We start from the raw sequence: 19,278 nt of genomic DNA on the forward strand, positions 1-19,278 counted from the left end.
GAATGAGAGCATTATTAAGTGTGAGCGATAAAGAAGGTATAGTAGAATTTGCTAAAGAACTTCAAAATTTAAATTTTGAAATTCTTTCTACAGGGGGAACTTTTAAGCTTTTAAAAGAAAATGGGATAGATCTTATTGAGGTGAGTGATTTTACTCAAAGTCCAGAACTTTTTCAAGGACGTGTTAAAACCTTACATCCTAAAATTCATGGTGGAATTTTATATCAAAGAAACAATCAAGCTCATCTTAAACAAGCTAAAGAAAATGGAATTTTAGCTATTGATTTAGTTTGTGTGAATTTATATCCTTTTAAAAAAACTACCCAAATGAGTGATGATTTTGATGAAATTATTGAAAATATTGACATAGGTGGTCCTGCTATGTTAAGAAGTGCAGCTAAAAATTATAAAGATGTTATAGTGCTTTGTAATCCTCTAGATTATAAAACAGTGATCAATGCTTTAAAAAATCATGAAAATGATGAAAAATTCCGTTTAAATTTAATGATAAAAGCTTATGAGCATAGCGCTAATTATGATGCTTATATAGCAAATTATATGAATGAACGCTTTCATTTAGGCTTTGGTCAAACTCAATTTATAGTAGGTAAGAAAGTTTTAGATACTAAATACGGTGAAAATCCTCATCAAAAAGGTGCTTTATATGAATTTGACACTTTTTTTAGCACCCATTTTAAAACCCTTAAAGGTGAACTCAGTTTTAATAATCTTACAGACATTAACGCAGCTTTAACTCTAGCAAGCAGTTTTGGAAAAGAACCAGTGGTTACTATAGTAAAACATGCAAATCCTTGCGGTTTTGCTATTAAAGAAAATTTAATGCAAAGTTATATTCATGCTTTAAAATGCGATAGTATAAGTGCTTATGGTGGAGTGATGGCTATTAATGGTACGCTTGATGAAGCTTTAGCACAAAAAATTAATGAAAATTATATAGAAGTCATTTTAGCGGCTAGTGTTGATGAAAAAGCTTTAGCAGTGTTTGAATCTAAAAAACGTATTAAAATTATCACTCAAGAAAGCCCTTATTTAATCAATCATTTTGACAAGTATGATTTTAAACACATAAACGGGGGTTTTGTGTATCAAAATAGCGATACAATCAGTCAAAATGAATTTAAAAATGTCAAATTAATGTCCCAAAGAAAAGCAAGTAAAGAAGAACTAAAAGATCTAGAAATTGCTATGAAAATTGCTGCATTTACAAAATCAAACAATGTAGTTTATGTTAAAAATGGTGCCATGCTTGCTATAGGTATGGGCATGACAAGTAGAATTGATGCAGCTAAAGCAGCTCTTGCTAAAGCTAAAGATATGGGACTTGATTTGCAAGCTTGTGTTTTAGCAAGTGAAGCTTTTTTTCCATTTAGAGATAGTATAGATCAAGCAAGCAAGGTAGGAGTAAGAGCTATCATACAACCTGGAGGTAGTATAAGAGATGATGAAGTTATTAAAGCTGCTGATGAATATGGTATGGCACTTTATTTTACAGGTATAAGACATTTTTTACATTAAACAATATCAATTTTTCATACGATAAATTGCAAATTTGAGTTTTAGTTGTAAATAAGTTAAAATTATTGTGTCATAATCTTAAAAACATTTTATTTTAAAGGAAGATTGCATGAAAAGAGTGTTTCAAATTGCTTTAGGTTTGGTTTTTTTTGCAGGATGTTCTAGTACTTCTATTTTAAGCTCAAATTCTAAATCAAACATTGAACTTACCCAAAATCGGCTTTTTAAAATAGAAAAAATCATACTTAATGGCAAAACTTATGATCCAAAAAATGCAGAAGAAAGCCCTAATATCAGCTTTGAAAACAATAAATTCTATGGTTATGCAGGATGTAACCGTTTTTTTGGTTCTTATCAAAGTGCTAATGATATTTTACAAATTGAAGGTGAGCGTGTAGCTTCAACTCAAATGTTATGCCATCCTTTAGATGTAATGGATTTTGAAAATTCTTTCCTTTCAAATTTTAAAGGAACTTTTAAAATTTTTAATGAAGATGGAAACATTGTTTTAAGCAATGATTCAATCAAAATTTTTCTTAAATAAGACTTATTTTTAAAATATAATTTTTTATTTGATTAAGAATTTAAAAAATATGACAATAAGTTTTTAATAATCAAAAAAGGTATATTAATGATAAAATCTATCCCTGAATGGAGCCAACAAGAATACCTCATACTCGCTTTACCTCATGCAAAAACAGATTGGCATCCTTATTTAGATGAAATCTTACATGCCTATAAAGAATTTGTAAAAATAGTCAGTGCTTTTCAAAAAGTCTTGCTTATAGCTCCTAATGAAAGTGATTTTGCAATTTTTAAAGATATAGAAAATCTTGAATACTTTAAATGCGATACCAATGATACTTGGATACGCGATTTTGGTCCCATAGATATTTTAGAAAATGGTCGTTTACAAGCCCTTGATTTTACTTTTAATGCCTGGGGCAATAAATTTGAAAGTGAACTTGATAATGCGCTTAATTCTAAACTTTTTAAAGAAAAATTTCAAGAAAAACTTAAAAAAATTGATTTGATTTTAGAAGGCGGAAGCATAGATTTTAATGGTGAAGATGTTATGCTTACAAGTTCGCATTGTCTTTTAAATCAAAACAGAAATTCTCATTTAAATAAAAGTCAAATTGAGCAAAAATTAAAAGAAATTTTTGGTTTAAAACAAATCATTTGGTTAGAGCATGGTTTTATCAAAGGTGATGATACTGATCATCATATTGATACTTTAGCAAGATTTATTGATAAAAATACCATAGCTTATTGTATTTGTGAAGACACTCAAGATGAGCATTATTTGCCCTTACAAAATATGAAAAAAGAATTAGAAAAAACCTCTTATAATTTATTAGAACTTCCTTTGCCTAAACCCTTGTATTATGAAAAAAGACGACTCGGGGCTACTTATGCTAATTTTGTTTTTATCAATAAAGCCTTAATCGTACCTTTTTATAAGGATCCAAATGATCAAGTTGTTGCTAAAAGATTAGCTAAAGCCTTACCAAATCATCAAATCATAGGACTAGATGCTAGGGTATTTTTGCGTCAAAATGGTTCTTTGCATTGTTCTTGTCAAAACCGTTTTAAGGGTTTAAGATGATTTTGCAAAAAAAAGCAACACTTATAGCTAGTTTATGTGCTTTGATTCTAGCCTTAATGAAACTAATAGTAGGCTTAACAAGTGGTTCTGTTGCTGTACTTTCAAGCGCTATTGATTCTTTAATGGATTTTGCCATTTCTGCTTTTAATTTTTTAGCTCTTAAAAAAAGTTCTCAAGAGGCTAATGAAAATTATAATTTTGGTTTTTCTAAAATCGAAGTTTTAGCGGGTTTATTAGAAGGTGTTTTTATTGTAGGAGCAGGTATTTTTATTTTTTACGAAAGTATAGTAAAAATTTACTATAAAGAAGAAATTACAGATTTAAATTCAAGTATTTATGTTATGATTTTTGTCTTAATTATCACTGCCTTACTTGTACTTTTTTTAAATCATGTTGCTAAAAAAACTAAAAGTTTGATTATAGAAAGTGATGCCTTGCATTATAAAACAGATTGTTTAAGCAATGCTTGTACTTTAGGTTCTTTAATATTGATTTATTTTACTAATTTGCATATTATTGATGCTATTTTTGGTATAATTATTAGCCTTTATACGGTTTTTTCAGCTTTTAAAATCGTTAAAAAAGCATTAGCCTTTTTAATGGACGAGGCTTTGCCTAAAAAACAAGTTGACCAAATTTGTGCTTTAATTTCAAATCATCCTGAAATTATTTCTTATCACGAATTAAAAACTCGTAAAACACCAAATTGCAATTATTTAAGCATGCATTTGGTTTTTTGTCCTATAATCTCACTCTTAAATGCCCATAAAATTTCAGATGATATAGAAAATAGCATACGCAAAATGTTTGATAATGAAAAATGGGAAATACAAATTCATCTAGATCCTTATGATGATGCAGAAGAAGAAAGGCAAAGACAATGAAAATTGCTTTAATACAACAAAAATTTCATTCTACCAAAGAAAAAACCATAGAGCAAACTTGTCAATTCATAAAACAAGCTGCTAAAAAGGGTGCTCAACTCGTTTGTTTGGGTGAACTTCATCAAAGTGAATATTTTTGTCAAAGTGAAAATGTAGAATTTTTTAATTATGCAAATGATTATGAAAAAGACGTACAATTTTGGTCTAATGTAGCAAAACAATACAATATAGTTTTATTAAGTTCTCTTTTTGAAAAAAGAAGTCCAGGTCTTTATCACAATACCGCAGTGGTTTTTGACAAGGATGGTTCTATAGTAGGAAAATACCGTAAAATGCATATACCTGATGATCCTTGTTTTTATGAAAAATTTTATTTTACTCCAGGAGATTTGGGTTTTGAACCTATAAATACAAGCTTAGGTAAACTCGGCGTACTCATTTGTTGGGATCAATGGTATCCTGAAGCAGCTAGAATCATGGCATTAAAAGGAGCACAAATTCTTATTTATCCCACTGCTATAGGTTGGTTTGATAAAGATCCAAAAGAAGAAAAACAAAGACAATTAAACGCATGGCTTAATGTGCAAAAAGGACATGCTATAGCCAATGGTTTGTATGTTGTTGCAGTAAATAGAATAGGTTTTGAAAAAGATATAAGTGGAGTAGAAGAAGGTATAAGATTTTGGGGAAATTCTTTTGTTTTTGGACCCCAAGGTGAAGAACTTTGTCTTTTAGATAGTGAAAATGAATGCGTAAAAATTGTAGATATAGACCAAAAAAGAAGTGAAAATGTGCGTCAATGGTGGCCTTTTTTACGCGATAGACGCATAGAATATTTTCAAGATTTAACAAGAAGATTTATTGATTAAATCTATCTTGTGTACTTGTAATCTTATCAAGATAATCTTTGATTTCTTGTTTTTCTTCTTGTTTTAATAATACAAAACTTATTTCTTGAATTTTTGATAAAAGTAAATTTTCTTTTGCTATATCTTCTTTTCCTATTTCTAAACTTGTAATAGCGCTTGAACTTATAAGAAGTCTTTGCGTATCACCTTTTCTTAAACCCCATATATCATGAACAACTATATTATTTTCTCCAATATTTCCAGCATAAAGCATAATATGCCCTGGTAAATAAAGTAAACTTAAATATGCTTTTCCAAAACGATCAAGAAAGGCTTTTTTTTGAGTATTGTCTAAATTGCTTATATTAAAATGCGTAAAAGCGTTTTTTTGTGCTTTAGAATTGCGTGGTAAATAAAGTCCAAAAGCAGAAAAAACATCACGAGTAAGCAAAGAACAATCTCTTTCAAGATTATAACCACCCCAACCATAAGGCAATCCAAGAATTTGTGCAATTTGTTTTTTTAAGTTTTCATCATTAAAATTTAAAGGAAACAAAGCCGCATCTTGTTTGGATATTTTGTATTTTTTAGATCCTATTTTTCCATAATAATAATTTTTATCTTCCTTATAGTAAGGATAAATCGCACCAATTCTTGTTTCAAAGAAGAATTGATTATCATCGCTTAAAATAGCTAATTTTTCTTTTAATGGAGTGATAAAATTAAGATTTTCATAAATTTTTGCCCTAGAATCTGAAAAAAATTCTAAATCTTTGCTTTCTACAAAACCTGCTCCTGCCTCACTGAGTATAAAAGCATAGCGTTTATCTTTGCTAAAATGTGAGATTAAAACAGGAGTACCAGCATTTAATGCAGTGTCGCTAGCATAGTCAAAAGGAATGCCTTCATTTTCAAAAAAAGGATTTTTTAAAATGGCTCTTTGCGTTGGAAAATTTTTAGAAATGGTATTTTGAACAAGCAAGGCCTTTTGGTTTAATTTTCCTAAATCTTTGATATTTGCATTATCTATAGCACTTTCAAACCAAGATTGAGGGATGAGTTGTTTATTGAAAAAATAATAAGTATCTTTTGAATTTAAATATGAAGAAAAAGACCAAAAAAGATCCTCTTTTTTATAGTTTTTAAAAGAATCATGCCAAGGGCTAAAAAAATGTTTTTCATATGCTTTTGCATTAAAATTAATATTTTGTGTAAGCTTAGGCAAAATACTAACATTTTGTTCAAATTCTAATTTAGCATAGTGAGAGTCTTCTTTTGTAACTTTTTCATTTTCATATAAGTTTAAATTTTTACTCGCACAAGCACCTAAAAACAATGCCAAGAAACTCAAATATAAAGAAATTTTCATAATTAACCTTTTAGAAAATAATAGTTATAATTAAATCTAAGGAAATATAATGCTTGATAAACTAGAAAAAATTTTAACACACGATAATGTTTTTTTAAGTGGTGGGGCTGGTGTTGGTAAAAGTTTTTTAATAAATAAACTTATACAATCTTACAAAAAACAAAAAAAATCATTCATACCTTTAGGATCTAGCGCTCTTTCAGCCTTTAATATAGGTGGTATAACTTTACACAGTTTTTTTTGTTTGGGTCATTGTGATAATGCCTTAGCATTAAGTGTGCTAGATCGTAGTCAAAAACAAAAAGAAAGATTAATAAAGCTTCAAAATATATTAAAAACATTAGAACTTATTATTATAGATGAAATTTCTATGGTTAGTGCTGATGTTTTTGAAATGATAGGATTAAGGCTTAAAAATTCTCACTTTAATGGAAAAATTTTAGTAGTTGGAGATTTTTTTCAATTACCCCCTGTGCTTAAAGAAAAAAAGCAAAACCTTTTTAATAATTCTTATTATGCTTTTGCATCTTTTTTTTGGAAGGAATTAAATTTTAAAAATATCAAGCTTACTCAATCTAAAAGAACTCATAATCTTGAATTTTATAATAATTTGTCTTTGATTAGAAAAGGTTTTTTAGATGAAAATATTTTAGATTTTTTTCAATCTTTACAAACTAATATAATAGAAAATTTAGGAGATGATTATACTTTACTTTGTGGTATTAATAAACAAGTAAATGATATCAATAAAAAAAGATTAGACGCTCTTCATACCCCTCTTGTATGTTTTAAAGCCCAAATCAATAAAGAAAATCCTCAACTCAAAGATGAAGAACTCTTTTCTTGGATTAAAAGTTTAAACATTTTAGAAGAACTCAATCTTAAAATCGGATCACGTATCATTTTTTGCGTGAATAACTGGGATAAAAATTATTACAATGGCGAACAAGGAAAAATTGAAAATATCATTTATGAAGAGGAAAAAGTTTATATTAGTATCATAAAAAATGATGGTATGCAAATTTTACTTGAACCTTATACCTTTTTTATGCAAGAACTAGAACAAGTAGGAAAAGATTTTATAATCAATACTCTTGCTAGTATTACTCAATTTCCTATAAAACTTGCTTATGCTATTACTATACACAAATCACAAGGCATGAGTATAGAAAAATTAGTTTGCAATATCAATCATATTTTTGAAAAAGGTCAACTTTACGTAGCCCTTTCTAGAGCCACAAATCCCAACACTCTTAAAATTTATTTTACAAAAAAGATTGATTTTAGACTTTATTTTGCTAATATTTTAAAAATAGATTCTAATGTAATTGACTTTTATGAAAAGCATGATTTATAGAACTTTAAATATATTTTTATAAGGTTTTAAATGAAAAAAATATTCTTAAGTATGATTTTACTTTTAAATTTAAGCGCTCAAAATCTTGAAATAGATAAATTAAGAACTGACTTATATTCTAAAAGTGGTACAAATATTCTTAAAAAAATTGAAATTTCTTTAGAATTTCAAGGAGATGATTTACAAGAAAATAAAAATAAGCTAATAGATTCTATAAACACTGTTATTTCAGGATTTTTTTATGAAGATATTTTTACAGAAATAGGAAAAAACAATTTTAAAAAAACCTTAGAAAAATTTGTAGATAAAAAATATAAAATCAAATTAAACGATATTTATATTCTCTCTTTAAGTGGGATAGAAAAATTTGATTTAGAAGAATTTAAACGTTTTTTACAAAGCACACAAGCCCAGGAGGAAAATATAGGCGAAGAAGTAAAACAAACCCTTCAAGATTTAGAACCTCCTAAAACTCAAGATCTTGAAGATTTAAATGCTTCAAAATCTATAGAAGAACTTTTTAAAGATATGCCAAAACAAGAACAAAATGATGAGCAAATAAATATAAACAGATTAAATATACCTAAAATAACGCAAGAAAATAACCAGCAAAATCTTATTAACAATCTTTTTGAAATTCTAAATCAAAATGATATAAATCATTTTAACAATCCCTCACAAAATTTTTACGGATTAACCCCTGAAAATATGATGCAAAATTAACGTATAATATCGTAGTTTTTAGGGATATGAGCTTGAAAAATTTCAGCTTTAATGCGTGGATTTTTAAGCTGATGGCTTAAAACAATGACAACATTATTTTCAAATTCATCCTGATAAGATATACTTTGAATTTGATCTTGATGCAGCTTAATAGTATAATCTATATTTTCGTATTTTGCTATTAGTTTGTCTTTATTAATAACTTTTGCTTTTTTAAAGATTTCATTAAGATTAGGGATATTATCAAGATGTGAAAAAATAACTTGTTCAAGATCATGTTCTATGATAGTAACTTCATTATTATGAATATAAATTTCTTTTTTACTAGGGCTATGATATACCCAATATGCCCGGTTTTGATCGAAGATAAAATGTCCAGAATAAGAAAGTTTTGAATTCTTAGATGTAACCGTTTGTACAAAATCACTTGAAAATGCTTTAAAATCAAGTTCTAAGGCTAAAATTTTTCCCATAAAAATCAAAAATATTAAAAAGATTTTTTGCATTAATATTTCCTTAAAAATGATATTTTTTTATATCATTCTAGCTAATTTTAATTAAATAATAGTTATAATGATAACTTCAAAAATTCGTAAAAGGTGTAAAAATGCTTTTAAATACCTTAAAAGCCGTCTTTGGTACAAAAAATGACCGTGAAATAAAAAAATATTTCAAACGTGTAGCTCAAATCAATGCTTTAGAAAGCAAATATGAAAAACTAAGTGATGAAGAATTAAAAAGTGTATTTGCAAAGTTTAAAGAAGAGATTTTAAATGGTACAAAAAATGAAAATGATATTTTAAATGATATTTTTGCTATCGTTAGAGAAACGAGTAAAAGAACTTTAAATATGCGTCATTTTGATGTGCAATTAATAGGTGGCATGGTTTTACACGAAGGAAAAATCGCAGAAATGAAAACAGGAGAGGGTAAAACCCTTGTAGCAACTCTAGCTGTTGTTTTAAATGCTATGAGTGGTAAAGGAGTGCATGTAGTTACAGTAAATGATTATTTAGCAAAAAGAGATGCCCAGCAAATGAGTGCGATTTATAATTTTTTAGGTTTTAGTGTAGGGGTTATACTTTCATCTGAGCATAGTGATTTAGAACACAAACAAGCTTATGATTGTGATATTACTTATGGAACAAATAATGAATTTGGTTTTGATTATTTACGTGATAATATGAAATTTTCTAAAGCCGAAAAAGTACAAAGAGGGCATAATTTTGTCATAGTAGATGAAGTAGATAGTATCTTAATTGATGAAGCAAGAACACCTCTTATTATCAGTGGACCTACAAATCGCACCTTAGATGGCTATATTAAAGCAAATGAGGTAGCCAAACAAATGCAAAGAGCTCAAGAAGTTTTACCTCCTGCAAAAGCTGAAGGAGACTTTGTTGTAGATGAAAAAAATCGTACGATTTTAATCACAGAAGCAGGAATTGCAAAAGCTGAAAAACTTTTTGGAGTGGATAATTTATACAGTCTTGATAATGCTATTTTAGCACACCAACTTGATCAAGCCTTAAAAGCACACAATCTTTTTGAAAAAGACGTGCACTATGTTTTAAGAAATAATGAACTCATTATAGTAGATGAATTTACAGGACGTTTAAGTGAAGGACGTCGTTTTAGTGAAGGTTTGCATCAAGCCTTAGAAGCTAAAGAAAATGTAAAAATTCAAGAAGAAAGTCAAACCTTAGCAGATATTACTTTTCAAAATTATTTTAGAATGTATAATAAATTAGCAGGTATGACAGGAACAGCACAAACTGAAGCTACAGAATTTTCTCAAATTTATAATCTAGATGTTATTTCCATACCTACAAATATTCCTATTAAAAGACAAGATAAAGACGATCTTATCTATAAAACTCAAAACGAAAAATTTAAAGCAGTGATTGAAGAAATAAAAAAAGCCAATGCCAAAGGACAACCTGTTCTTGTCGGTACTGCAAGCATAGAAAGAAGCGAAGTCTTTCATAACATGCTTGTAAAAGAAAAAATTCCTCATCATGTCTTAAACGCAAAAAATCACGAACAAGAAGCTTTGATTATTCAAGATGCGGGTAAAAAAGGAGCCGTAACCATAGCTACAAATATGGCAGGTCGTGGAGTAGATATAAAAATCAATGATGAAATAAGAGCCTTAGGAGGACTTTATATCATAGGTACAGAAAGGCATGAAAGCCGCCGCATTGACAATCAATTGCGCGGTCGTGCAGGCAGACAAGGAGATCCTGGTATAAGCCGTTTTTATCTTAGCTTAGAAGATAATCTTTTAAGAATTTTTGGCGGTGATCGCATTAAAACCATTATGGATCGTTTGGGTATAAAAGAAGGCGAAAGTATAGAATCAAGAATCGTTACTAAAGCAGTTGAAAATGCACAAAAAAAAGTAGAAGCTTTGCATTTTGAAAGCAGAAAGCATTTATTAGAATACGATGACGTGGCTAATGAACAAAGAAAAACAATTTATCGTTATCGCAATGAGCTTTTAGATGAAAATTATGATATCAAAGCTAAAATTTCTCAAAACATAGCCCAATACAGCGCTTTTGTATTAAATGCTTCTTTGATGGATAATGATATGAAATTTGATTTTGAAAATTTAAAAGCTAGACTTTTAAGCGAATGTGCTATACAAATCAATGAAGAGGATTTTAAAGATTTAGATATTTTACAAGCACAAGATAAATTAACCCAGCTTCTTCAAACGCATTATGATGAAAAAATGTCAAAACTCAATTTAAATCAGGCTCATCATATAGAACGCATTTTATATTTGCAAGTTTTAGACAATGCTTGGAGAGAGCATTTATATCAAATGGATATTTTAAAAACAGGAATAGGACTTCGCGGTTATAACCAAAAAGATCCTCTTGTAGAATACAAAAAAGAAAGCTATAATCTTTTCTTAGAGCTTGTAAATCGTATCAAATCAGACAGTATTAAATTACTTTTTAGTATACAATTTAATCAAGAACAAGCACAAGATTTAGAAAATAAAGCCAGCAAGGAAAATGAAAAATTACTTCAAAATTCTCAAACCAATTCCACTTTAGATCAGGTTCAAGTTAAAAAAGTCCCACGTAATTCTCCTTGTCCTTGTGGAAGTGGCAAAAAATTTAAAGAATGCCATGGAAAAAGTGGTCCAAAACAAGGAATTTTAGCTTGAAAAAAAGCATTTTAAAGTATTTGCTTTTTAAATATTTAAGATTTGATAAAACACAACCTTTTATCAATCTTTCTATGCTTTTAGCCTTTTTAGGAGTTTGTGTTGGTCTTTGTGTTTTACTCGTAGCTATGGCTATTATGAATGGCTTTGATAAAGAATTTCAAAAGCGTTTTTTTATCATGAATTATCCCCTTACTATTTTGCCTAAATTTTATGCTCCTGTAGATGATGAATTAGTCAATAAATTAAAAAATACTTTTACAAATTTATCCTTTAGTCCTTATATTAGCACCCAAGTAGTACTTAAAACACAAGATCGTTTTGAAGGTGGTGTGCTTTTTGGAGTGCATTTTCAAGAGGAAAAAAAGATCAATGAGGTGCTTGCTAAAGCTTTAAAAGATGAAAATTTAAGCGGCTTTGATATTTTAGTAGGAAGTGAACTAGTAAAGGAATTTGATTTTAAAAAAAATGATAAATTAACTTTAATTTTTTCAAATTTTAATCCAAGTGCTTTATCTTTGATCCCTCAAACAAAACGTTTTAATATCAAAGCATATTTTAATTCAGGACTTGCTTTTTATGATAAAGCTTATATGTATACTGATGTAAATGCTTTAAGAAAGGTACTTAAAATGCCTTTAAATTCAGATTATGATGGCATTCATGTATACACTGATGATGCTTTTAAAGATGCTGATAAATTAAAAGCTTATCTTAAAGATGATTATCTTGTAATAGCCTGGTGGGAACAAAATAAAAATTTCTTTTCAGCCTTAAAGCTTGAAAAAAGAGCACTTTTTATAGTTTTAATGCTTATTATTTTAATAGCTAGCTTAAATATAGTAAGTTCTTTACTCATGATAGTGATGAATCGTCGCAATGAAATAGCACTTTTACTTGCCCTAGGTACAAGTAAAACAGAGATAAAGCAAACTTTTTTTGCCCTAGGTATGCTAATAGGCAGCGCAGGTATAATAGTAGGAATCATACTGGCTTTTTTAGCTTTGGCCTTATTATCTAATTTTGATATTATTACCCTTCCTAGTGATGTTTATGGAACAAGCAAATTGCCTCTTGATTTATCTGTTTTAGATTTTTCTTTAGCCATCATAGGAGCTTTAATCATTATAGCTTTATCATCTTTTTATCCTGCTAAAAAAGCTACTCAAATCAATGTTTTAGATACTTTAAGAAATGAATAAAATGAAGTTTTTATGACAGATTGTGTTTGGTTCATGTGGAAAAAATAAGATTAAACTAACTTATAATTATACTTTTGTAGTGTTAGAAAGATTATCTTGATGATATTGTTAATTTAAATCAACAAGTGCGAAATATTTTTTATAAAATTTTCAATATCTCCTTTAAGGCAAAGTTTTGCACAGTTACTTAAACTCTTTTAATTTTCTTGTTTTGCGTATTTGCAAACTATGGTTTTTATCACATTAAAATCTGTAAAACTTCTTTTCTTAATGTAAAAAATGTCTAATTGAATCATTTTAAATCTTTCAATTTTTCATCTATTATGTGAAAGATGCATCTTAGACCAAAGTCTTTTTTATATCCTTAACACTTACGCTATTGTTTCATTGTTTTAGTTGTATTATTTTTATAAATTCACTAAAGCTTATAATGCAATTTTGCAAGATAATGCTAGATATATTTTTTTATATTGCCAATACAATAAGTTTTCAAATATCCAATTTTCAAATTATATTAGTAAAAAATTGCAAAACTCACCTACTAAAATCACAACCAGTAAAAACGGTATACTTGCTTGATGCTTTTTAAAGCTAGCATTATATATACGCTTAAGATCTTTAAAGCAAGATCCTCTAAAGTACAAAGCTTAACTAATTTTCCTTTAACTTTTATTTTGAACAATAATGCTTTTTTAAATATTGACATTTTATAAAAGATACTATCAAATTAAAAAACTAAAAGAAATATCTATATAAATTTGTTAAAGTAAATTTAAACACATTAACTTTTATATCAAAACAAAGAAAAAATCTTGACAAATCTAGCTAATTTTGGCATAATCACATTTTTATTTTAAAGTCTCGTTAGCTCAGCCGGTAGAGCATCTCCCTTTTAAGGAGGGGGCCGTTGGTTCGAATCCAACACGGGACACCATTTTTAATAGTTTTTTAAATTAAAGATTTAACTTCTAAATATCTAGGTCGCTTAGCTCAGTTGGTAGAGCGCCACCCTTACAAGGTGGATGTCATAAGTTCGAGTCTTATAGCGACCACCATAGAGATTTTCTCTTCAATGCAGCGGTAGTTCAGCTGGTTAGAATGCCGCCCTGTCACGGCGGAGGTCGCGGGTTCGAGCCCCGTCCGCTGCGCCATTAGTCTCGTTAGCTCAGCCGGTAGAGCATCTCCCTTTTAAGGAGGGGGCCGTTGGTTCGAATCCAACACGGGACACCATTTTCGTTTTAGGGTTATGACCCTTTCGTCTAGTGGCCCAGGACAACACTCTCTCTGTGTGGAAACAGAGGTTCAAATCCTCTAGGGGTCGCCATTTAGGTCGCTTAGCTCAGTTGGTAGAGCGCCACCCTTACAAGGTGGATGTCATAAGTTCGAGTCTTATAGCGACCACCATAGAGATTTTCTCTTCAATGCAGCGGTAGTTCAGCTGGTTAGAATGCCGCCCTGTCACGGCGGAGGTCGCGGGTTCGAGCCCCGTCCGCTGCGCCATTTTAGCTTACTTAAACTAAATTTTTTAAGGATATAAATGTTAATCATAGGGCATGATTTATTGCAAGATCTAGATTTTCATTTTTTTCAAGAAAATGAAATTATTCAAGAAGATAGAATTTATTGTGTGTTTTATGATGAAAAATCTATTTCTTACTTAAAAGCCAAGCATGCCCAATTTGCTATTTTAGTCCAAAACAAAGATGAAATCTTTTTATCTAATGCCCTACAAGCAAAATTTTTAATCTTTCAAGATCCTAAATTAGCGCAATTTGCTAGTAAAGTTGCAGAATTTTATATCTTTGATAGTAAAATTTTAATGCTTGCTAATACCTTGCAAAATTTAGAAAAATTTTACAAATTAAAAGTTGATGGAATAATTTTAAAAACTAAAATTCACAATTTACCTAAACTTTATCCATAAATCATACGAAAATATTAAAAAACTATTTTTCTATGCTTTTATTAACCTTCCTTTAAAACAAAATTACTTATTATTGCTTATTTACTTTATGTATTTTATCTTACTTTTAAGATGAAACATTTTATATAAATTGATTCATTTAAGTTTGTGTTTGAATAATTTATTAAACACTAAAAATCAATATCTAGTTTTTATAATATTTTAGTTTTTACAATTTTTGTATTTTTTTAAAATAAAGGATAATATTTTATGAAAAAATTATATTTAAAGTCTAGTGTATACAACACGGGGGGGGGTAATGGCTTCTTCCAAAAAACTTATTTTATCTTTAGCTACTATTTCTTGTTTAAGCTCTTTAGCCTTAGCTCAAATTAGTGGACCACCTTACGCTATACCTTATACTCAAGGAAATAATTACTACTATACTCTTTTAGGATATTATCCAGGAACTCAAATTGAAGTAAATGGTAATGGAAGTACCAATAGCATCTTTTTAGGTAAATACGCTTATGTTCGTAGTAGCAATAATGGCGTAAAAACACTCTATGTTCATGCAACTACTGATGAAAAAATAGACATAAGAAAAATATTAAATAAAGGAATCATAGCTGGTTTTTTAAACATAGAAAATAAGGGCAGTTTTAATAATGGTTCTATTCATGTAGGTGATATAGACAATCAAGGTTATATTAAAAAAGTTTATATAGGTATATGGGGAGAAAATAATGGAAAGATACAATTAGATTCTTTTAAAAACTCAGGTATTATATATGCTTCAAATGGTGATGGTATTTTATTTGAAGGCAAAGATACACAAATAGGAAACTTCATTAATACAGGTATTATTGTAGGTAATCATAGTAATAGTTCTAATAATGCTAGTGTACTTATAGGAAGACCTGATAAAAACCATGGTAATACTACTATAGATCTTTTTTTAAATGAGGGTCTAATAGGAAGTAATATGGCTAAGTATGGGGTTAAGTTTGATAGTGGTAATGATAGCAATGGTGGCAATAACAATCGTCACAAAGCTACAGTCAAACATTTTATCAATACTGCTACCATACAAGCTAAAGACACTGCATTGCATTTAAGTAATACTACTATTACTGATTTCTTAAATATGGATACTATTAAAGCTGAAAATGGCAAAGCCATAGAAACTTTAAAACAAACAAGAATTACTAATTTTATTAATGCTGGGACTATAAAAAGTGAGAGTTCAAGTCAAGAAGCTATTAAGTTTGCACATTCAATTATTGATAATATTCTTAATACAGGAAATATAGAAGGTAAAAAACAAGCTATTATTTTTAATGGTTCAAATGTTAAAAACTTTATCAATAGTGGGACTATTAAGAGTACTAATAACGATCAAAGTAATGCTATAGAAGTAAATGGTAATAGAACTATTAACAATTTCATTAATAGTGGGACTATTTATGGTAATGATACTATTAGATTTAACAAAACAGCAAAAATTAATTATGTTTATAATACAAGTATTATATATGGTGGCAACACAAGTGTACATGTATATGGTGGCAATATTGATCATTTTGTCAATAAAGGCATCATTGCCAATGATAAAACTGTAAATTACGGTGCTGCTATAAAATTAGAAAATGGTGGAACCATAAAACATATAACCAATACAGGTCTTATAGCCTCCAAAAAAGCTGGCATCTCTGTAACTTATGGTAAGTTTGGTACCATTACTTTAGAAGAAGGTAGTATAGTTTATGGAGAACATTTTGGTGTTTGCATAGCACAGTGGCAAAATTTAGATGAACTTATTATAGTTGGAAGCTCTCAAATAGCTAGTGGAATTTATAGTAATCATTATGGAATTTTTTTAGGCACAGGATCTCAAGCTTCTAAAATAGAACTAAAAAATCAAGCTGTAGTTCAAGCAAAACAAAATGCGATTAAATTAGAAAATCAAGCTAATTTAAGCGGACTTAACATTGATAACTCAACAATAAAATCAGGACAAGAAGCTATTTTAAACGCAAAAGGTAAAATAGCAGATATAAATGTAAATAATGGAGCATTAATTCAATCATATTCTAATACAGCTATAAGTAATTTAGGAACTATCGATAAAATAACCATAAGTGGAACAAATACCAAAATTATAGGTGATATTCAAAACAAAGGCACTATAACATCTGGCATAACAATACAAAATGACGCTCAAATACAAGGACAATTAGTCAACGAAGGCACCATAAAAGCTGATGCTAATGGTAAAAGCAGAAAACGCCGCTCCCTTGATGAAAGCCAACAAAGTGATGAAGAAAGCAAAGCAGCTATTCTTATAAAAGAATCAGGACAAATCACTTCAACTAGTGGTAAAGCTGGCATAATAAACAAAGATAAAGGAAAAATAGAAGGTAATATCATAAGCAAAAGTTCAAATACCATTAGCCTAGAAAACCAAGGTAGTGTAACAGGAAATATATCTAACTCTGGAACAGGTAATTTAATGATAGAAAATAAAAACAATGGTAGTAGTACTGCTACTATAAGTGGAAATATAGCCAACACAGGAGATGGTAGTTTAATGCTTAATAACTCCTCCACTTTAACAGGAAATATATACAATTATGGAAGTGGTAAATTAACTATAGAAAACCAAACTAATACTCAAAATGGCAATACTTCCATCTCAGGTTATGTTGCAAACATAGGAATGGGTCAATTAGAACTCATGAATAATGCAAGCATTAGTGGAAGTGCTTATAATATAGGAGGAGGTAGTTTAATGCTTAATAACTCCTCCACTTTAAAAAGTGTATACAATTATGGAAGTGGCGATTTAAAAATAGAAAATAAAAATAGTGCTACTATTAATTCTATCATGAATACAAACTCAGGTAATGTAATACTTGATAATAGTGCTACTATAACTCAAGGCATCACAAATCAAGGAACAGGTAATTTAATGATAACTAACCAAAGTGGTGCTAGCATTGAAAATATTAGCAATGAAAGCTCAGGCGATGTAATGCTTAACAACACTGGTTCTATAACAAAAGGTATAACAAACTCTGGTAATGGTAATCTAAACCTAACCAACCAAGAAAATGCCACCATAAGTGGAGGTATAACAAACTCTGGCTCAGGCACCCTAATGCTTAATAACTTTGGCTCTATAGGAACAAATACTGATGGCTATAACATAAGCAATGAAGGAAGTGGTAGTGTTAATATCACTTCTTGGACTATACGTACAGGAAGTAATAATAAACTCCAAACCCTTACAGTAGGAGGAAAAAGTGCTAATTCTGTTATGGTTGGAAACCTTATAGTTGATCAAGGTAATCTTAATATGGATGAACTTAATGATATTAAAAATCTTGTTAAGGGAGTAAGTTTAAATAATATAAAAAAAATAAAAACTAATGGTGGTGGAGAAATGATATTAAACTATGATGCTTTAAGTGGAAAAATCTCTACAGACTTTAATCTTAATGCTTCTATTATAGGAGCAAGCTTTAGATCTTTAAATGCTTCTAGCATTAAAAGAAATGCTTTTGTAGATGGCTTAATGAATAATATGAATTTAAGTTTAACTTTTAATCCTAATCATTTTAATCTTAATACTAATCTTACTTTTAATGAAGATAATTTATATGCTAGTATTAATGATTATATACAAAGTGATATACAAACTTATACTCATGATAATATTAAAGAACATGCCTTAGTTATACTACCTTATTTTTCTTCTCAAAGTGTAGAACTTTCTTTAAATGAAAAAAGTAAAGGACATATTAAAGGTAATATACTTGCTTATTCTACCTTAAAAGAAAGTGGAACTTATAGTTTTTATGCAGGTTATGAAGATACTAAGATGAACTCTTATTATTTTGATGTAAAAAACCGTACTTATTATACAGGTATAAAATATTTTAATACCTTATTTTATACAGACAATAATCAAGAAGTCTATATTAAAGCTCAAGCTAAAGCAGCTTTTATTAAAAATGAGTTCTTAAAGAAAATAGCCAATAATGAAGCTAGTGCTAATCCTAATGCTTATACTTATGGAGGAGGTATAGATTTAGGAATGAATTTTATCTTAGGATCTCATATGCTTACTCCTCAAATAGGTTTAGGTTATGAAGGATCTTATATGCAAGCTTATAGTATAAAAGATATTAAAGGTAGGGCTAGTGTACAAAAAGGAGAAAGAATATATAAAAATATCAATAATCTTTTTTCTACTAAGGCTAGCTTTGCTTATTTTAAAGACTGGTTACCTTATTTAAAGACTTCTATAGAATTAGGAGCTAAACTTTATATGAATACTACTATACATACTAAAGCACGCTTTGGTACTATTAAAGTAGAAGATGAAATAAACTTAGCAAGAATACAAAGATTTGCAAATGCTTCTTTAATACTGCCTTTAAATCAAAGCTTTATTATGAGTATGAATTATAATGCTCAAAATAGTAAAGATGCTACTACTCATACTGCTTATGCTCAATTTAGTTATTTGTGGTAAAAGAATAAGGTATTAAAAGAATAAAGTATAGCTTTAAAAGCTATGCTTTGTTTATATAAAGCATTTAGTTTTTAATAAAAAGTCTTAAAAACTCTTTTAAAACTTTAAAGCTTATCTTTATTTATAA

General features: G+C 28.9%; 13 protein-coding genes and 7 tRNA genes. 18 read left to right on the forward strand and 2 right to left on the reverse strand.

Going from position 1 to position 19,278, the window contains the following annotated elements:
• The first annotated feature begins 2 nt into the window (after window positions 1-2).
• The 5 genes from purH to A2J15_RS02130 all read left to right on the forward strand — a co-directional run bounded on the left by purH (window position 3) and on the right by A2J15_RS02130 (window position 4,897).
• Window positions 3-1,535 (forward strand): bifunctional phosphoribosylaminoimidazolecarboxamide formyltransferase/IMP cyclohydrolase, encoded by a 1,533-nt coding sequence (gene purH / locus A2J15_RS02110; protein WP_066779657.1) that lies wholly within the window; start codon window positions 3-5, stop codon window positions 1,533-1,535.
• 109 nt (window positions 1,536-1,644) lie between these two features.
• Window positions 1,645-2,079, forward strand: coding sequence for an META domain-containing protein (locus A2J15_RS02115; protein WP_066779659.1), 435 nt, complete (start codon window positions 1,645-1,647; stop codon window positions 2,077-2,079).
• 87 nt (window positions 2,080-2,166) lie between these two features.
• Window positions 2,167-3,144 (forward strand): agmatine deiminase family protein, encoded by a 978-nt coding sequence (locus A2J15_RS02120; RefSeq protein WP_066779661.1) that lies wholly within the window; start codon window positions 2,167-2,169, stop codon window positions 3,142-3,144.
• Window positions 3,141-4,028 (forward strand): cation diffusion facilitator family transporter, encoded by an 888-nt coding sequence (locus A2J15_RS02125; protein ID WP_066779663.1) that lies wholly within the window; start codon window positions 3,141-3,143, stop codon window positions 4,026-4,028. The genes A2J15_RS02120 and A2J15_RS02125 overlap by 4 nt, the downstream gene beginning before the upstream one ends.
• Window positions 4,025-4,897 carry an N-carbamoylputrescine amidohydrolase gene (locus A2J15_RS02130; protein WP_066779665.1) on the forward strand — a complete coding sequence of 291 codons (873 nt, stop codon included), beginning with the start codon at window positions 4,025-4,027 and terminating at the stop codon, window positions 4,895-4,897. The genes A2J15_RS02125 and A2J15_RS02130 overlap by 4 nt, the downstream gene beginning before the upstream one ends.
• Here A2J15_RS02130 and A2J15_RS02135 read toward each other — a convergent pair.
• Complete coding sequence (locus tag A2J15_RS02135; protein ID WP_066779669.1) at window positions 4,887-6,245, reverse strand: SH3 domain-containing C40 family peptidase; 1,359 nt, start codon at window positions 6,243-6,245, stop codon at window positions 4,887-4,889. The genes A2J15_RS02130 and A2J15_RS02135 overlap by 11 nt on opposite strands.
• Window positions 6,246-6,294: 49 nt before the next feature.
• Here A2J15_RS02135 and A2J15_RS02140 point away from each other — a divergent pair, with 49 nt between their 5' ends.
• Together A2J15_RS02140 and A2J15_RS02145 are read left to right on the forward strand one after the other, a co-directional pair.
• The gene (locus A2J15_RS02140; RefSeq protein ID WP_066779672.1) at window positions 6,295-7,602 is read left to right on the forward strand and encodes an ATP-dependent DNA helicase; all 1,308 of its coding nucleotides are present in this window, start codon (window positions 6,295-6,297) and stop codon (window positions 7,600-7,602) included.
• Window positions 7,603-7,632: 30 nt separating this feature from the next.
• Window positions 7,633-8,325, forward strand: a complete 693-nt coding sequence (locus A2J15_RS02145; RefSeq protein WP_066779675.1) for a hypothetical protein — start codon at window positions 7,633-7,635, stop codon at window positions 8,323-8,325.
• On the opposite strand, the gene lolA is transcribed toward A2J15_RS02145, so the two are convergent.
• A complete protein-coding gene (gene lolA, locus A2J15_RS02150; protein ID WP_066779684.1) occupies window positions 8,322-8,831 on the reverse strand; it encodes a LolA-like outer membrane lipoprotein chaperone in 510 nt (169 codons plus the stop codon). The two genes, A2J15_RS02145 and lolA, sit on opposite strands and share 4 nt — an antisense overlap.
• 101 nt (window positions 8,832-8,932) lie before the next feature.
• Between lolA and secA the strand changes: the two genes are divergently transcribed.
• From secA to A2J15_RS02205, 11 genes are all read left to right on the forward strand, one after another.
• Window positions 8,933-11,506 carry a preprotein translocase subunit SecA gene (secA, locus tag A2J15_RS02155; RefSeq protein WP_066779686.1) on the forward strand — a complete coding sequence of 858 codons (2,574 nt, stop codon included), beginning with the start codon at window positions 8,933-8,935 and terminating at the stop codon, window positions 11,504-11,506.
• Window positions 11,503-12,708 (forward strand): ABC transporter permease, encoded by a 1,206-nt coding sequence (locus tag A2J15_RS02160; protein WP_083074313.1) that lies wholly within the window; start codon window positions 11,503-11,505, stop codon window positions 12,706-12,708. Before secA ends, A2J15_RS02160 begins: the two co-directional genes overlap by 4 nt.
• Before the next feature lie 858 nt (window positions 12,709-13,566).
• A tRNA-Lys gene (locus tag A2J15_RS02165) sits at window positions 13,567-13,642 on the forward strand.
• Window positions 13,643-13,687: 45 nt separating this feature from the next.
• Window positions 13,688-13,763, forward strand: a tRNA-Val gene (locus A2J15_RS02170).
• Between the two features lie 19 nt (window positions 13,764-13,782).
• Window positions 13,783-13,859: transfer RNA gene (locus A2J15_RS02175), tRNA-Asp, on the forward strand.
• 3 nt (window positions 13,860-13,862) lie between these two features.
• Window positions 13,863-13,938, forward strand: a tRNA-Lys gene (locus A2J15_RS02180).
• Window positions 13,939-13,956: 18 nt separating this feature from the next.
• Window positions 13,957-14,032: transfer RNA gene (locus A2J15_RS02185), tRNA-Arg, on the forward strand.
• A 4-nt stretch (window positions 14,033-14,036) separates the two neighbouring features.
• Window positions 14,037-14,112: transfer RNA gene (locus A2J15_RS02190), tRNA-Val, on the forward strand.
• Window positions 14,113-14,131: 19 nt separating this feature from the next.
• Window positions 14,132-14,208: transfer RNA gene (locus A2J15_RS02195), tRNA-Asp, on the forward strand.
• 37 nt (window positions 14,209-14,245) lie between these two features.
• Complete coding sequence (locus tag A2J15_RS02200; protein WP_066779690.1) at window positions 14,246-14,632, forward strand: hypothetical protein; 387 nt, start codon at window positions 14,246-14,248, stop codon at window positions 14,630-14,632.
• 298 nt (window positions 14,633-14,930) lie between these two features.
• Window positions 14,931-19,151, forward strand: a complete 4,221-nt coding sequence (locus tag A2J15_RS02205; protein ID WP_116980474.1) for an autotransporter outer membrane beta-barrel domain-containing protein — start codon at window positions 14,931-14,933, stop codon at window positions 19,149-19,151.
• The last annotated feature ends 127 nt before the right edge of the window (window positions 19,152-19,278 follow it).

The organism is Campylobacter hepaticus, from assembly GCF_001687475.2.
GTDB lineage: Bacteria > Campylobacterota > Campylobacteria > Campylobacterales > Campylobacteraceae > Campylobacter_D > Campylobacter_D hepaticus.

Excerpts from the sequence above, each read along its gene's own strand:
- purH (WP_066779657.1), top strand. The coding sequence starts at position 3 with ATGAGAGCATTATTAAGTGTGAGCGATAAAGAAGGTATAGTAGAATTT.
- A2J15_RS02115 (WP_066779659.1), top strand. The coding sequence starts at position 1,645 with ATGAAAAGAGTGTTTCAAATTGCTTTAGGTTTGGTTTTTTTTGCAGGA.
- A2J15_RS02120 (WP_066779661.1), top strand. The coding sequence starts at position 2,167 with ATGATAAAATCTATCCCTGAATGGAGCCAACAAGAATACCTCATACTC.
- A2J15_RS02125 (WP_066779663.1), top strand. The coding sequence starts at position 3,141 with ATGATTTTGCAAAAAAAAGCAACACTTATAGCTAGTTTATGTGCTTTG.
- A2J15_RS02130 (WP_066779665.1), top strand. The coding sequence starts at position 4,025 with ATGAAAATTGCTTTAATACAACAAAAATTTCATTCTACCAAAGAAAAA.
- A2J15_RS02135 (WP_066779669.1), bottom strand. The coding sequence starts at position 6,245 with ATGAAAATTTCTTTATATTTGAGTTTCTTGGCATTGTTTTTAGGTGCT.
- A2J15_RS02140 (WP_066779672.1), top strand. The coding sequence starts at position 6,295 with ATGCTTGATAAACTAGAAAAAATTTTAACACACGATAATGTTTTTTTA.
- A2J15_RS02145 (WP_066779675.1), top strand. The coding sequence starts at position 7,633 with ATGAAAAAAATATTCTTAAGTATGATTTTACTTTTAAATTTAAGCGCT.
- lolA (WP_066779684.1), bottom strand. The coding sequence starts at position 8,831 with ATGCAAAAAATCTTTTTAATATTTTTGATTTTTATGGGAAAAATTTTA.
- secA (WP_066779686.1), top strand. The coding sequence starts at position 8,933 with ATGCTTTTAAATACCTTAAAAGCCGTCTTTGGTACAAAAAATGACCGT.
- A2J15_RS02200 (WP_066779690.1), top strand. The coding sequence starts at position 14,246 with ATGTTAATCATAGGGCATGATTTATTGCAAGATCTAGATTTTCATTTT.
- A2J15_RS02205 (WP_116980474.1), top strand. The coding sequence starts at position 14,931 with ATGGCTTCTTCCAAAAAACTTATTTTATCTTTAGCTACTATTTCTTGT.